At 37.9% G+C, this 14,900-nt stretch carries 16 protein-coding genes; 10 read left to right on the forward strand and 6 right to left on the reverse strand.

What is annotated here, in order from left to right; translation table 11 throughout:
• Nucleotides 1-79 precede the first annotated feature (79 nt).
• The gene (locus CD33_RS07385) at nucleotides 80-469 is read left to right on the forward strand and encodes a hypothetical protein (protein ID WP_036199642.1); all 390 of its coding nucleotides are present in this window, start codon (nucleotides 80-82) and stop codon (nucleotides 467-469) included.
• 441 nt (nucleotides 470-910) lie between these two features.
• Nucleotides 911-1,897, forward strand: coding sequence for a homoserine dehydrogenase (locus CD33_RS07390; RefSeq protein WP_036199644.1), 987 nt, complete (start codon nucleotides 911-913; stop codon nucleotides 1,895-1,897).
• 63 nt (nucleotides 1,898-1,960) lie between these two features.
• Here the strand turns inward: CD33_RS07390 and CD33_RS07395 are convergent, their stop codons facing one another.
• From CD33_RS07395 to exaC, 3 genes are all read right to left on the reverse strand, one after another.
• A complete protein-coding gene (locus tag CD33_RS07395) occupies nucleotides 1,961-2,191 on the reverse strand; it encodes an excisionase (protein WP_036199646.1) in 231 nt (76 codons plus the stop codon).
• Nucleotides 2,192-2,340: 149 nt separating this feature from the next.
• A complete protein-coding gene (locus tag CD33_RS07400) occupies nucleotides 2,341-2,700 on the reverse strand; it encodes a DUF779 domain-containing protein (RefSeq protein WP_036199648.1) in 360 nt (119 codons plus the stop codon).
• A gap of 20 nt (nucleotides 2,701-2,720) precedes the next feature.
• Nucleotides 2,721-4,241: an acetaldehyde dehydrogenase ExaC gene (exaC, locus tag CD33_RS07405; protein WP_036199649.1), complete on the reverse strand. Its 1,521-nt coding sequence runs from the start codon at nucleotides 4,239-4,241 to the stop codon at nucleotides 2,721-2,723.
• A gap of 447 nt (nucleotides 4,242-4,688) precedes the next feature.
• Here exaC and CD33_RS07410 point away from each other — a divergent pair, with 447 nt between their 5' ends.
• From CD33_RS07410 to CD33_RS07420, 3 genes are all read left to right on the forward strand, one after another.
• Complete coding sequence (locus CD33_RS07410) at nucleotides 4,689-5,567, forward strand: DMT family transporter (protein ID WP_036199652.1); 879 nt, start codon at nucleotides 4,689-4,691, stop codon at nucleotides 5,565-5,567.
• A 420-nt stretch (nucleotides 5,568-5,987) separates the two neighbouring features.
• A complete protein-coding gene (locus CD33_RS07415; protein ID WP_036199654.1) occupies nucleotides 5,988-6,392 on the forward strand; it encodes an RrF2 family transcriptional regulator in 405 nt (134 codons plus the stop codon).
• Nucleotides 6,393-6,466: 74 nt separating this feature from the next.
• The gene (locus CD33_RS07420; RefSeq protein WP_052130089.1) at nucleotides 6,467-7,375 is read left to right on the forward strand and encodes an NAD(P)/FAD-dependent oxidoreductase; all 909 of its coding nucleotides are present in this window, start codon (nucleotides 6,467-6,469) and stop codon (nucleotides 7,373-7,375) included.
• A 144-nt stretch (nucleotides 7,376-7,519) separates the two neighbouring features.
• Here the strand turns inward: CD33_RS07420 and CD33_RS07425 are convergent, their stop codons facing one another.
• Nucleotides 7,520-7,705, reverse strand: a complete 186-nt coding sequence (locus tag CD33_RS07425) for a hypothetical protein (RefSeq protein WP_036199656.1) — start codon at nucleotides 7,703-7,705, stop codon at nucleotides 7,520-7,522.
• Between the two features lie 294 nt (nucleotides 7,706-7,999).
• Between CD33_RS07425 and CD33_RS07430 the strand changes: the two genes are divergently transcribed.
• Nucleotides 8,000-8,515 carry a nucleoside-diphosphate sugar epimerase gene (locus tag CD33_RS07430; RefSeq protein ID WP_235863349.1) on the forward strand — a complete coding sequence of 172 codons (516 nt, stop codon included), beginning with the start codon at nucleotides 8,000-8,002 and terminating at the stop codon, nucleotides 8,513-8,515.
• 433 nt (nucleotides 8,516-8,948) lie between these two features.
• On the opposite strand, the gene CD33_RS07435 is transcribed toward CD33_RS07430, so the two are convergent.
• A complete protein-coding gene (locus CD33_RS07435; protein ID WP_036199660.1) occupies nucleotides 8,949-9,143 on the reverse strand; it encodes a DUF6366 family protein in 195 nt (64 codons plus the stop codon).
• 368 nt (nucleotides 9,144-9,511) lie between these two features.
• On the opposite strand from CD33_RS07435, the gene CD33_RS07440 reads away from it, so the two are divergent.
• Nucleotides 9,512-10,135: a hypothetical protein gene (locus tag CD33_RS07440; RefSeq protein WP_036199662.1), complete on the forward strand. Its 624-nt coding sequence runs from the start codon at nucleotides 9,512-9,514 to the stop codon at nucleotides 10,133-10,135.
• Between the two features lie 159 nt (nucleotides 10,136-10,294).
• Here the strand turns inward: CD33_RS07440 and CD33_RS07445 are convergent, their stop codons facing one another.
• Nucleotides 10,295-10,978, reverse strand: a complete 684-nt coding sequence (locus tag CD33_RS07445) for a tyrosine-type recombinase/integrase (protein ID WP_036199664.1) — start codon at nucleotides 10,976-10,978, stop codon at nucleotides 10,295-10,297.
• An 810-nt stretch (nucleotides 10,979-11,788) separates the two neighbouring features.
• Between CD33_RS07445 and CD33_RS07450 the strand changes: the two genes are divergently transcribed.
• From CD33_RS07450 to CD33_RS07455, 3 genes are read left to right on the forward strand one after another with little or no spacing between them, the layout of a single operon-like run.
• Entirely contained in the window at nucleotides 11,789-12,490 is a 702-nt protein-coding gene (locus CD33_RS07450) for a response regulator transcription factor (RefSeq protein ID WP_036199666.1), read from the forward strand.
• Nucleotides 12,480-12,623 carry a hypothetical protein gene (locus CD33_RS20160; RefSeq protein WP_156967304.1) on the forward strand — a complete coding sequence of 48 codons (144 nt, stop codon included), beginning with the start codon at nucleotides 12,480-12,482 and terminating at the stop codon, nucleotides 12,621-12,623. The genes CD33_RS07450 and CD33_RS20160 overlap by 11 nt, the downstream gene beginning before the upstream one ends.
• Before the next feature lie 18 nt (nucleotides 12,624-12,641).
• Nucleotides 12,642-14,843 (forward strand): sensor histidine kinase, encoded by a 2,202-nt coding sequence (locus tag CD33_RS07455; RefSeq protein WP_052130090.1) that lies wholly within the window; start codon nucleotides 12,642-12,644, stop codon nucleotides 14,841-14,843.
• Nucleotides 14,844-14,900 lie beyond the last annotated feature (57 nt).

The following is a 14,900-nucleotide window of genomic DNA, read 5'->3' on the forward strand; positions in this document are numbered from 1 at the left end:
AGTAAATTTGTCGGAATTAAAATCCGCAATTGGAAGATTTAATTAGCTCGTTGCAAGGATGAAAAAGGAGTGTTGTTTGATGGGGAATATTTATAGTGCGCAAAATGTTGCGGCATATTTGATATATGAACTAAATGGGAAAAATTCATTTATTAATTCGTATTCACTTCAAGACCTATTAGCTGAGATAGATAAACTTTGGTATAAAAATTTTGGACATACAGCCTTTAAAGAGGAAACTGGATCCACTTCAGAAGGTGGCTATTATGTGAAGGAAGTTTTCGATGCATATAAGGAGTTCGAGAATCGGCATCTGTTTTTACCTGCCAAGGAGTGGCATTTGGAATATGGCCAATTTCAGCTTGTTCTTCGCCCATATGCAGTGCCTCTCTTTACAGCGATGGAACTGCTTCTCATTAATGATGTCTTAAGTGAATTTCACAAGTATGCGGCAAAAAGAGCGTCCTGATCATCTCCCATTTAACGATAGTCCCATATTCATTAAAGACTTTCTAACTGATTGGTAAAAAATATTATGATATAATAATCAATTAAGTATCTCGATTCTCAGAGATGCTTTTTTGATTTAGTATAAGGAAGATATAGGTAAAGGTACATTATTGGAAAAGGCTTGTAGAATATAGTATTTTATAAAATATTCGTGAACCTTTTGACCTTCTTAAAAAAACAATTGTCCACCTTAGGAAGAATGTTCTTGAGTTCCTTCCAGATTTAAGATAAAATTCTCTTAAGTTAAATTTTTCGAATTATTTGTTTTTATTCTGATAATTACTATTATCAGTTCGGCGTAGGATTGTAAGGAATCGTATAGCACCTTCCTTAATCATGAAGATTCGTAGATGCCTAAAAATATGTAGGGTTTAGAGTGAAGATGGAGGCGAGTATAGGAATGGCAACAATCAAGGCGGCCATCTTGGGTTTTGGCACGGTAGGTCAGGGAATATATCACATTTTGAACGAAAAACGCGAAGAGCTACGAGATAAACTAGGCCTGGAATTGGAAGTAGCAAAAATTTTAGTACGGGATACAACCAAAGAGCGTGTACCTGGTACGGCACATTTATTGACAGACAGCATTGATGATTGTCTTTCAGTAAAGGGAATCCAAGTGGTGTTTGAAGCGATTGTCAACGAGGAGCCGGCTTATGGCTACTTAAAGAAGGCTGTGGAAAATAAGTGCCATGTCATAACCGCCAACAAAGTGATGTTTGCAAAATGGGGTCTGGAGTTACAGGAATTGGCTAGACAAAATGGTGTGTTTGTTGGATATGAAGCCACTACTGCTGGTGGTGTACCGGTAATTAAGACCATGAAAAATATCCTTCTGGTAAATAATGTATCAAGAATTCAAGGTGTTTTAAATGGAACAACCAATTATATCTTAACAAAAATGCGTGCAGAAGGCTGGTCTTTTGAAGAAGCCTTAAAAGAGGCGCAAATTCTAGGATATGCAGAAGCTGATCCTTATAATGACATTTCGGGTCAAGATGCATTTAAGAAGCTGATGATCCTGTCATCCCTTGCGTTTGGGGATCAGCCGAACTGGGCGGATGTTGAAGTGGTTGGAATAGACAGCATTTCTGCCCAACAAGTTGAACAATCCATAAAAAATGGGCTACGTTATCGCCACGTGGCTGAAGTCGAAAAGCATCAGGATGGCACACTTTTCGCAAAAGTCGCTCCGATGCTGGTCGATAAAGAGCATCCACTCTATCCAATCGATGATGTATTCAATGCGGTTACGATGGAGACGAATTATATTGGTACACTCACACTGGTTGGTCCGGGAGCTGGAATGTATCCCACTGCAAGTGTCATGGTGGAGGATTATGCAGAAATAATCGGCAAACGTGCGGGTTTCGTCGTAACGATTTAAACATCTTGAGGCGTGAAAAGTGAATTCACGCTTCAAGATGTTTTTTTCGGTCATTACAAAAATTCAGTCCTCGTCCTTAATATCTGGATCTTCCGGGATCGGGGTGTTGCGCCAAATTTCAATTTCTTCTTTAATACGTTCCAATTGTTCATGATACGTATCAAATTGGGAACTGTTTACGAGGTACTCTGTTCCATCATGCACAGCCTTGATTCGGCCAGTGTAAATATAACGAAGTACTTGTTCCTCTGGCATTGAAATGTCCTTGGCAGTTTCGGCAACTGTTTTATACATGCATGGTGACCTCCATCTTTAGTTTTGTTCGCTCAAGACGTTTATGCTTGCTCATCATATTTATTATAAGTGATTATCGCAAAAATGCTACGAAACTAAACAAAACAGCCTAATTGAACTTGCATTCAATCAGGCTGCCGCTATTTTTATTACAACTGTTTTACTGCTGTATACTCTTCCTCGGTAAAAACCCTGGAACGTGTAATGAAGTGTTTGTCTTCAATGCTATCTAATGAGAATTCCGCCCCGCTGCCATCCAGTACATCGATAATCAGCTGTGTATGTTTCCAATATTCGTATTGGCTTCGATGCATATAAAAGGGGGCGTCACCGATTGAGCCAAGATAAATATCAGAATCCGCTATACGAAAGTCTCCCTCTCTGTAGCACATAGGAACAGAGCCATCACAGCACCCACCAGACTGATAAAACAGGATGGATTCATGTTTTTCTGTCAGCTGTTCTATGAATTGAAGTGCCTCTTCTGTCGCAACTACACGATCGATCATGGGTTTAATCTCCCTTCGATTTAGAAAAATCCTTGGGGTTTTCTATCGTAGCTGACTAATAAGCATTTTGTTTGTTGGTAGTGATCTAGCATCATGGCATGGTTCTCGCGTCCGATACCTGACATTTTGTATCCACCGAATGCAGCACCGGCTGGATATTTGTGATAAGTGTTTGTCCAAACGCGGCCTGCCTGGATTGCACGGCCGGCACGGTAAGCGATATCACCGCTGCGGGACCAAACACCTGCACCAAGACCATAAAGTGTATCGTTGGCAATTTCGATTGCTTCATCGAAATCTTTGAATGTCGTTACAGCAAGAACAGGACCAAAAATTTCTTCTTGGAAGATACGCATTTTGTTGTTTCCTTTGAATACTGTCGGTTTGATGTAGTTGCCATTTTCAAGGTCGCCGCCCAAGTGATTTTCTTCACCACCAAGCAGTAATTCTGCTCCTTCTTCCAGGCCAAGTTGGATATAGGATAGAATTTTTTCTTTTTGTTGAGTGGAAGCTTGTGCACCCATCATCACTTCCGTATCGAGTGGGTTCCCGACTTTAATGGCTTTGACGCGCTCCAGCGCACGTTCCATAAACTTATCGTAAATCGATTCTTGGATCAATGCGCGGGAAGGGCATGTACATACTTCGCCGTTGTTTAATGCAAACATGACCAAACCTTCGATTGCTTTATCGAGGAACTCGTCATCTTGATCCATAATATCTTCAAAGAATACGTTAGGAGATTTGCCGCCAAGCTCCAAAGTAACAGGGATTATGTTTTCTGTTGCATATTGCATAATTTGGCGTCCAACTGCAGTTGAGCCAGTAAATGCAATTTTTGCGATTCTTGGATTCGTAGCTAATGGTTTTCCAACTTCAATTCCGTAACCGTTTACAATATTTAATACACCTGCAGGCAATAGGTCTTGAATTAATTCCATTAGTACCATAATCGATACAGGAGTTTGTTCAGCCGGTTTTAAAACGATACAGTTTCCTGCAGCCAGGGCAGGTGCGATTTTCCATGCGGCCATAAGGATTGGGAAGTTCCAAGGGATAATTTGTCCTACAACTCCCAGTGGCTCTTGGAAATGGTATGCTACCGTATCGTTATCCAATTGAGTAGTGCGACCTTCCTGTGAACGAATTGTACTTGCAAAGTAACGGAAATGGTCGATAGCCAATGGAATATCCGCATTCAAAGTTTCGCGGACAGCTTTCCCATTTTCCCAAGTTTCTGCTACTGCAAGGTATTCCAAATTTTCCTCCAAGCGGTCAGCAATTTTATTTAAAAGAATGGCACGTTCTGTTGTCGATGATTTTCCCCAAGATTCTTTTGCAGCATGTGCGGCATCTAATGCTAATTCGATATCTTCAACTGTCGAACGGGCAGCTTTCGTAAAAACTTCACCAGTAACCGGTGTGCGGTTTTCGAAATATTGGCCTTTTACTGGTGCAACCCATTCGCCACCGATAAAGTTATCGTATTTTTCTTTAAAGCTAACAATTGCCCCTGCTGTATTAGGATTTGCATAGATCATTATGAATTCCCCCTTAGGAAGTATATACAGTGAAAACATATAAAATATTGAAAATATAGAAATGTTTGCGCTTACATTTGTGCTGAAAAAAATATGTTTAATAAAAAGTTGTAACTAGTTTTCTACTGCTATATTCATATAATGAACCTTTCGCTTGAAATTATCAAGCAATAAATCGTTTTTTGTCGAAAAGAAATATATTCCTATAGTACGAAAAAGGGTTATATCCAAGAGAATATTGCATTTTCTATATTTGCACTTCAGCAATTGAGCCTTTTATTCTTCTTTTTGCGATAATATTTTACTAGAAAGGTTAGTGCGCTCTCAAAGTTGTTTGGTATAATTTAACAAGAGTATTTTGGAGTATAACGAAATTAGATGTTTAATTAGTTAGCAAGTCAACAGTGAACTTGCAGTGGGTATTTACAAGCATAAGGGGTGTAGTGGATGAATTTAGTTGCATACATATTTGTTCTTCTGGCGGCAATGCTCTGGGGGACGGTTGGCACCACCCAAACGTTCTTGCAAGCAGATGTCTCTTCCATTGCTGTTGCGGCAGTACGGTCGGCAATTGGGGGAGGGGTGCTGTTCTTCGTTGCTCTTTCTATGGGCAAAATTAATTTTAAAACGTGGTCGTGGAAGTGGACAATTCTCGCAGCTTTAACGATTGCCTTGTTCCAATCCCTTTTTTTTACCTCCGTACGATTTACAGGTGTTGCACTAGGGACGGTCATAACAATCGGCAGCTCGCCTGTATTTTCAGGTTTGGTGGAGTGGGCCATTTGGAAACGGAAGCCGAACCGTGTTTGGGCCATTGCAACAGCTCTCGCCATTATTGGGTGCGTATTATTATTTGTAAATAAAGGGGAAACGTCTGTAAATCCGTTCGGAATTCTTTTGGCGCTTTGTGCGGGTCTCGTGTTCGCGTTATATACGAACTGCAGCAAGCAATTAACAGAGAAAGAAGAAACGCTTCCCGCTGTGGCCATGACTTTTACTTTATGTGCCTTGCTGCTTTTGCCGTTTTCGGGTGATGGGGTGATGTGGGCATTTGAAGGCCAAAATCTTCTCCCCATGATTTTTATGGGCTTGGCTGCGACGAGTATTGCTTATCTTTTATTCTTGGGGGGATTGGAAAGAATTCCTTCCTCCTCCGCGGTTACCCTTTCTTTGGCTGAGCCGTTAACGGCCGCCTTGCTCGGCGTCTTTTTGGTCGGCGAATATTTGAGCCCCACTTCATGGGTAGGGGTCGTGTTGTTATTGGGTGGAATTGTCGTGCTGACATTGGGGAGTCGAAAAGTAGGCGAGAATAATTCAATTAAATGACACTCTGATCAGGAACAGTTGAAGTTATTTCTATATTTGCTAGCCAATTGATTTAAAAGGGGTACTGAATGCCGGTACCCCGATTTGCATGAATAACTATAACAGTTATCCTCTTATTGCAATAGCTCGCCAGATTCTCAAAGACTCATTTAGTTAACGTTACTATCTTCGATTATCGTGCCGATTAAGGTTTAACTTACTGCGAAACAGCTCGACTATAAACTTTTTCTATCAACCTTTTCCTCAATTTTGTTAAATGCGTTCGGGAACAAATTTTGTATACTGCAGCATTGTTCATCAAATATCACTCAATCCTTACGCGAATCAAGAACCTGGCCTTTGTTGAATCGATGTAATGTTTGACATTTAAAACTTATACGGATATTATGGATATATTAAGTCTACAATAGAGGTAAGAGTATGAAGTTAACAAAAGCAACGAATTATGCACTCCACACTATGCTATTTTTGGCGGTGAATCCACCGAATGAGCATATTGGCGTGGCAAAATTAGCTGAACGCCAAGAAGTTTCGACGACATATCTATCGAAAATCCTAACAAAGTTAGTCAAGGCGGGGATGATTGAATCTGTCTCAGGTGCAAATGGCGGCTATAAGTTAAAACCGGGGTGGGAAGAAATTTCATTTCTTGATGTAATTAAAGCAATTGAAGGATTGACGCCGATTTTTGAATATTGTCATAGCCATAACCCTGATTGTTTAATTCAGAAAGCAATCGAATCTGCCGAGGAAAAGCTTTTGAATGAACTAAATCAAACGCGTATAGTTGATTTGGCTAACAAAATGAATGAGAAATCTGTATAAATCAGATTTCTTTCGTTCTAATCATAGATATTATAACTCTATAATATACATTAATTATAAGGAGGAATATTAAATTGGAAAATCTGTATGATTGTATAGTAATTGGTGGGGGTCCAGCCGGATTAAGTGCAACTTTATTATTAGGGAGATCGCGTAGAAAGGTGGCCATGTTTGATAACGGAACAAATCGAAACCGTGTAACGCAAGAATCGCATGGTTTTTTGACAAGAGATGGAATCAAACCGCAGGAATTTAAAAATATAGCAATCGATGAAGTGAAATCTTATCCTTCGGTTTCAATTTTGGATGAGACAGTTATTGGGATAAATAAAGATGTTCAGAAAAATTTATTTTTAGTCAATACATCGAACAATAAAACGTATATAACTGAAAAAATACTGTTGGCCACCGGTATACAAGAAGAATTCCCGATTTCACAAATTAGGCAATATTACGGTAAGAGTCTTTTCAACTGCCCATATTGCGATGGATGGGAGCTAAGAGACACGCCATTAGCTTTAATTGCAGAAAATCCAGAGCACCTTATTCACATGGCTAAATTAATTTTCAATTGGTCTAACGATTTAATCGCTTTTACGAATGGTCACCAGCTGCCCGAGAACATACGGGATAGTTTTGAAAGTAAAAAAATTAGGGTCTCTACAGAAGTGATTAAGCAACTACATGGAGAGAATGGCATGTTAGAAAGTATTGAACTGGAATCGGGTGAAATCATTAAGAGAACTGGAGGTTTCGTAGCTCCAAGTTTTTATCGTCCAAACAAATTTGCTGAACAACTAAATTGTGAAGTTGATGATATTGGCAAAATGATTACAGACGGTGATGGAAGAACAACGGTAAATGGGATATATATTGCAGGGGAAGCTGAAAAGGCGGGACCTTCTTCTCTGATACTTGCAGCAGCTGACGGCTTTCGGGCTGCCGCAAGCATCAACATGGATATAACATTGGAACGATTTTAAAGAAAAGCTGATGAGTTAGAGGTGCTTACTCATCAGCTTTTTCAAGATGGGTTTTATCTACCTAAAAGGCAAGTTTCCTAAAATACACATCTCACTTCATATAGATTGACCTTATATAATTAAGGGGATTTTTGCGCCCCCAAATTACCTTTCAACCTCTCTTTTTCTATCATGGTTTACCCAAAACCAAAAGGTTGTTACTGCAATAATGGGAATAAATGCTACTATCTTATCAAGGATGTCTGAGTTTTGCGTTAATAGTAGCCATAATAATATCCCAAAAGGAATAAATACAATAAGAAACTTTTGCATCCCGTTTTTTGTAGTCATCTTGTCTCCCCTATACTGTTAGTCTTTCCTCTATGTTAATTGTATAACGGTCGTTTATGACAGCCCCCACGATCGGTGCCATCAGTCATATAGCCTAGAATTTTTTCTATTTTAACATATTTTTTATCCAACTAAAGCTTGCGCAGTCTTACTTGAAAAATAAAACCTATGGAGTTCATTAGTGCAAAATTGGGGTATGAAATGTAGAAGAGCGGTTGCACAGGGGAGCATGACGAAATAACTTTTACTGCCCCTGTAATTTCTCTTTGTTGTCGATTTCAATCGTTGGAAGGAGTGTTTGGATTGGGTAAAAAGAAAGAAATCAAGAAATTAAAAGATCATGCCATTGCCGATCTTTGTTTAATTGAAAAGGAATTTCAACAAATTGTTAAAAATACTTCAAATAAATCAGGAACGTTCAAATGGGTGGAGCTACTAAGCGATTATGAATTGGAAGAATTCTATGGGCGGCGCAAAGATAGGAAATATGCAACGCTGACTGTTGAATTGTATGCACTCATTGAACAGCTATTAAAAGATATCTATAAAGTTATTTTTGAAAGTAAGTATAGAAATAAATCCGATGTCAATGTAATACTTGATCTTGAGGAGAAACTTGGTGAATTCTTAGGTTTCAAAAATAATACGAAAGTATTGGCAGATATCAGAAGTTATATCGTTCACGAAGAATTTTCTTTAAAGACTGCAAGGAAAAGTGAAAGAATAAATATTAAAAAGAAGAACAGAGTATTATTCAAGCAATTAATGAAAGATGTCGAGTTGTATATTGAAAATATAGAGCCGAAATAATAGCGAGCATGATTATGTGAGGATTGCTTTTTTAGATATTAATACCCCCGGTCACTTTTCAAGTAGCCGGGGGTATTAGTGCAACTAAATCGATATCTCAGTACTTCCATTTTTTCTCCTCCCATAAATAATACTAGTATCATATTTAAAATAGAGTAAAATGGAATAGTAATTTAATGGAAATTAGTGGATATGAAAGTTTTAAATAAATGTACATATAAATGACGATAATCTTAAGAATTTCATAAGCTTTATAACCTATAACAATAGCTATATATCAGCATTTAAAAGGGGTACAAATTGTTTGTACCCCAATTTGTACCCCAAAAATTACAGGTTTTTGTATCTGTAAAATATTGTTGATTATTATTAGACTTCTTGCTCCACAATTGCGCCCGATTTTTGAATGCCGGATGATTTTCTTTTAACTGTTTTAATTAAAGAAAGCTAAATAGATAATAATACCAACTATAATTAAAATAATGAGAATTCCTGTTCCTTTCCATCCTAAATCCCCTATTAAATCTTGTAATCCTCCACCGTGAATACTTCCTGCTGGGTTTCTTTTTAATTCTTCTTGTCTTAATCTTTCTCTTCTTGCTTCGGGGGTTTCTTTCTCTTTATTCAATCAATACACCTCCACTAATAGTTCTCCTAAAACCTTAACATAATTATCCATATTATATATTTATTAATTTCACAATAAATCTGAAACTGAATGAAACACCATATTAAATTGGTACTTTTTTCTTAGATACAGCTGTTTTTACTGATATTAATCAGAATTTTCATCATATTAGGCGGGATTATAATAAAGAGGTGATTATATGAGTTGGAAAGGTAAAAGATTTACAATTTTTTCAAGTTAATTAATGGATATATTGTATACAGTTTACTATTTTTGTCAGTTAGTTGGTAGTGTTTTTACATAAATGGTATTTTTTAGAATTATGTTATGCTAGTATTGTATACAACTTACTAGAAAGGGTGAATTAAATGAAAAATTTTATTAAAGTATTAAGTTTTCTATCTGTTTTCTTTGTTTTTGCGGTTCTATCTACAGAAAAAGGATTTGCAGCAAGCGATGACTCCCAGACAAGTGTAAGTGCAGTAAAAGTTACAATTACTAACGATTTAACTGGAGAACAAACAGTTATAACTCCGGAAGAAGTTTCAAGTGAATCAAATGGAGATACATTGATCAAAGGTTATGAAGTGTTAATTCCATTAGAAGAAGAAAAGTCTTCTGGCTTAATTCAACCTATGGATAGTGGTGGCGGTACTAAAACTAGCAATGGTGTAAAAGCTGAATTATATGTAGACTATACTGTAAATGCAGCAAAAGAAGAAATTAAATTAAATCGAGTATGGGGTAAATGGACTCCAACTGCATCTTATTATTATTTATCTAACAGAACTGTTGATGCACATTCCGGTTCTATTTGGGGTAGTGTTTTATCTAAAACTCCAACATCAAACAGTTTCGACTATACAACTGGATTCGGATATAACTACTTTGCCGGTGGTCAAGCATCACCAAGAGCATGGAGTAGTGCTAAGGTTCATATTAGTGGAATGACAGCAACTTCAACTATCAATTTAGAGATTACTTATCCTTAATAACAATTATTTAACAAAAAAAGAGTAGCCAATTGCTACTCTTTTCTTATTTTCCCTTTACTATATTATATTAATTGATATCAATCAGTTCATTAATAACTCTAACAGCTTCTTGCTCTTTCTGGCGCAATGAATGGGCGTATACTTTCAGAACCATCTCTACGGAATCTCCAATGAGTTTCGCCACTGTTGTACAGGAATTCCCTTTGCAATCAATAAAGAAGCATATGTGTGGCGTAATGCATGTGGTGTGACACGTTTAATAACTCCCTTTTCAAAAACTCTTTCCATTAGTTGGTTTGGAAACATACGCGCAATTGGTCCTGTCGTTGAGGCGTTTATAAGTATGTGATCGTCTTCATTTAACTTCGCACCATTAATTAACTTTTTCTGTGCTGCCCATATTTTATATTTTTTCAGATGTTTTAAAAGGGAAGTACTAACATCGATTGTCCTTTCACTGTTATCTGTTTTTGTTGAACGTTCGCCAAGATGATCTCGCGTACGTTTAATCGATATTATTTCATTTGGAAAATCAACGTCATTCCAACGCAAAGCCATTGCTTCACCTTTACGCATACCAGTGCTCGCTAAAAGTAATATTAAAGTGAAATGCGTTTCAGATTCGTTTTCTTTTACATAATTAAGTAAATTAGCAATCTCAGACTCATTTAAAATATCCTCTTCACTTACTTCGTGACGTTTCGATTTAAACTGTGGAAGATTAATCTTTGATATTTTGTTTCGTATAAGGATTTCATCTTCTACTGCTGCATGAATTGCACCGTTCAGTACCGAGTGTATGGTACGGACAGTAGAGACAGAGTATCTCATAGTAAGCATGTCAATAAATTCCTGATATTAAGACTTAGTTAATGTTAATCTTTGTAGCTTTACTTGACCTAATTTAGGAATAATTTGACCCTCGATTGAATTTTGATATTGTTCTTTGTACTTATTTTCCATTTCGGCTCATTTCGTTGGTACCAGGTGGTAATCCGATGAATAGTGAGATTACTATTATCTACTTGTTGAAGGTTGCCCTTTAAAATGTATGCTTTCATTCCAGTCAATGCTAGTTCAGCATCTCGTTAAGATTCGCAATTTTGTTTCGTTTCATTATCTTTCTTGGAAGGAGTTAATTATTGTCTAGCCACACGATTCACCTCATTTTCAACGAAGATGTATTTTTAGCAATACGTGAATTAATTAGTGTGAGTTACAATGCAAATATTCTTCGCTTATTGATCCAATCGCACCTAACATAAAAAATTACTTCGGTAACGATGAACCACCAACTTATAGAATGGTTTCTTCATATGTAAATATTACCCGTAATAATGCGAAACCATGGGAAGTCATTAAGTTTTATTAAAATAGGTCGAGATGGATGGTCCTAATAACTGACCCAACAGAACCCAACTAAAAAATTAGCAAACCCCAATTTACCTACATTGAATAAATACTAGTATCGTATTGAAAATAATGTAAAATTGAATATGTAGTAAGAAAATGTACTGTTTATAAGGGTTCATTAATTTGAAATACACATAAATAAACCATAATCTTAAGAATTTCTTCAGATTTATACAGACTATAATTTAAGATTCAAGGTTTATGATAGGAACATAAGAAAAAGTTGAGGTGAGGGCAGTGGAGAAATTAACAGTGCTCGTTACAGATGATGATAAAGACATTCGTGATGGGATAGAAATTTATTTGAGAAATGAAGGCTATAATGTGCTGAAAGCCGCAGATGGAGTCGAGGCATTAACGTTATTGGAACAAAATGAAGTTCATTTAATCATTTTGGACATCATGATGCCGACGATGGATGGAATCACGGCCACATTCAAAATTCGCACAGCCCGCAACATCCCCATCATCATGTTAAGTGCGAAAGCGGAAGATACCGACAAAATTCATGGACTTTCAGTGGGAGCCGACGATTATATTACAAAACCATTCCACCCCCTTGAATTGCTCGCCCGAGTAAAATCACAACTGAGACGCTATGTGCAGCTAGGGACCTACAGCGGGAATCCGCAAAAACAATCCAAGGTGGAAGTAAATGGATTGTCGATTGATCTGGATGCCAAAGAAGTGCGCTTGGATGGGGAAATCGTAAAACTAACCCCCATCGAGTACAAAATTACGGAACTATTGCTAAAAAATGCAGGGCGTGTTTTTTCGATTAATGAAATTTACGAACTAGTTTGGAATGAAGAGGCATATAACGCGGAGAATGTGGTGGCAGTGCACATTCGGAAAATTCGTGAAAAAATCGAAACCGACCCGAAGAATCCTAGGTACTTAAAGGTTGTGTGGGGAATTGGATATAAAATTGAAAAGTAGGATCGAGACAAGCCTAACAACGCTTAGCCTCATCGCCAGTGTTGTCGGTATGTTCTTTATCGTGACGAAAACGTGGCAGTTCATAAATGAACATATCGATGAAACGGTATTATTGATAGAGAAATTATTTTAGAAGGGGGTAAGCCAAACCGTGAAAATAAAAGGTAAATTACTCCTCATGCTTTTTCTTATAACTTGGTCAGCTTTTGCTGTCATTACATTTGTCAATCATTCACACAATTACTTATTTAAATCCTACTTTGATGCGGACTACTTTCAGTCATCCAGGGAGAGTTACGTCGAACAGCTAGGGAAGTACGTACTAGCCCCGTTTGACGCGGAAGCAGCAAAAAAACAAATCGGTGTATCACAAGAAGAGATTGAAAATTACCGAAATTACTTTGGAGGTCTAACTGAGCAAGTCGAAAACATCCGTGCGCAATATAGCGAACAAATCATGCAAGCGGAAGGTGCCCAAGATGCATCACTAAAGGATATGCTTGTAGCAGAGCGTGATGCAAAAATAGCGGATATCAAGAAAAACTTTGAAAGTGACGAATATGTCGAAGAGAAAATTATAAAACTGAAAGAAAATGTCATTGATGAATACGCATCGGAACAAGCGAGCTTGCGACAAGATTTTCTGAACGAATTTACTTACTTCAACTATCATTTCGTCAATGTTGAAACAGGAGAAGTACTGGACTCTGGTCCGCAAGATAAAAATAATGTGTTCAGGGAACAATTTGGTGACGATAACCCATTTTTGACGGTCAACAAGGCAGTTTACATTGATGGTTACTCGAATGAATATATGAGCGGGCCGCTTTATATTGATGGAGAAGTCGAGAAATTTGAGGGCTCCATAACCCTCCCGAAATCGATGGTAAAAAGTGATTCAAACTTTGCTTCGGAATACCATTCTTTCAAAATGGCCAAGATCATCTTCTTCATCGTATGGATTACGGGGATCATGACCATCGCGGCATTATTTACTGTTGCCAAGCCTTCAAAAGAGCACTTTAAAGGTTTGGAAAAAGCTCAATATGCTTTCCTAAGAATGCCGGTAGATGTCCGTATATTGCTTATCGTCATTGCAGCATTTGTGTGGGTGGCATTAATCAGCAGCACCTCCAACACGATCGGGAATCTATTTTATTTTAGACACAATATATTGAGTGCTGTCTTCGAAATGATCATGAATCTTTTCTTTATGTATCTGGCGGTATCGGCCAGCATAATTGGGGCCATTTGGATTTTTGAATCTGTTAATTCAGAAGAAAAAGTGAAACAACAAATAAGACATGCAATGCTCTACCGTTTATCGGAAGGGATGCAAGATTTGTTCCTGAACCGATCCGTCGGGTTGCAGGCAATCGGGATTTTAGGGGTTTCGTTCCTGGCGGGCATTGGATTCGTCGGGGCTGGCTATGGCGGGGGAGAATTAGTAATCATTTATATTTTGCTCTTTTTCTTTATCGCTTTACCGGCTGTCTTGGTCTTCCTTCGCCATATGGGGTACCTCAATCGCATTATGAAACAAACGCAAGAGATGGCGGCGGGACGTTTAACGTCTGAAATTAAAGTGAAAGGAAGATCAATCTTTGCAAAGCATGCTGCAAATTTGAATTCCTTGCGTGAAGGTGTACGAAATTCGATGTCCGAACAAGCCAAAAGCGAAAGGCTGAAAACAGAGCTCATTACGAACGTCAGCCACGACTTAAGAACACCGTTAACGTCAATAATCACGTATACGGACTTGTTGAAAAATCCGAACTTGTCAGACGAAGAGCGTAAACAGTATATAGATGTGCTGGATAAGAAGTCGGCGCGCTTAAAAACTCTGATAGAAGATTTGTTCGAAGTATCCAAAATGGCAAGCGGCAATATTGAAATTACGAGGCAACATCTTGACCTGACTTTATTAATGAAACAATTAATAGGTGAACATGAAGAGGAATTTGCCAAATCGAATTTTGACTTGCGTGTATCAATGCCTAAACAGCCCCTATTTGCCTATGTAGATGGACAGAAAATGTGGCGTGTGATTGATAATCTGCTTGTGAATGCAATGAAATATTCACTGGAAGGAACAAGGATTTATTTGACTTTAAAGCAGACGGGTTCTGCAGCGGAAATCACGGTAAAAAATGTATCAAAATATGAACTTACCGAAAATGTCGAAGAACTGACTGAGCGCTTTAAACGGGCGGATGCTTCCCGCCATACGGATGGGTCCGGTTTAGGGCTTGCCATTGCGCAATCCATCGTCGATTTACACAATGGCCGATTAACCATCGAGGTAGATGGCGATTTATTTAAAGTAACCGTATTAGTTCCAATTGAGTATTGATATAGCGAACAATCCTGAGGAGAAAAACGTAGATCGTTTTTCTCCCTTTTTTTATTA

The organism is Ureibacillus sinduriensis BLB-1 = JCM 15800, assembly GCF_000772955.1.
Taxonomy (GTDB): Bacteria; Bacillota; Bacilli; order Bacillales_A; family Planococcaceae; genus Ureibacillus; species Ureibacillus sinduriensis.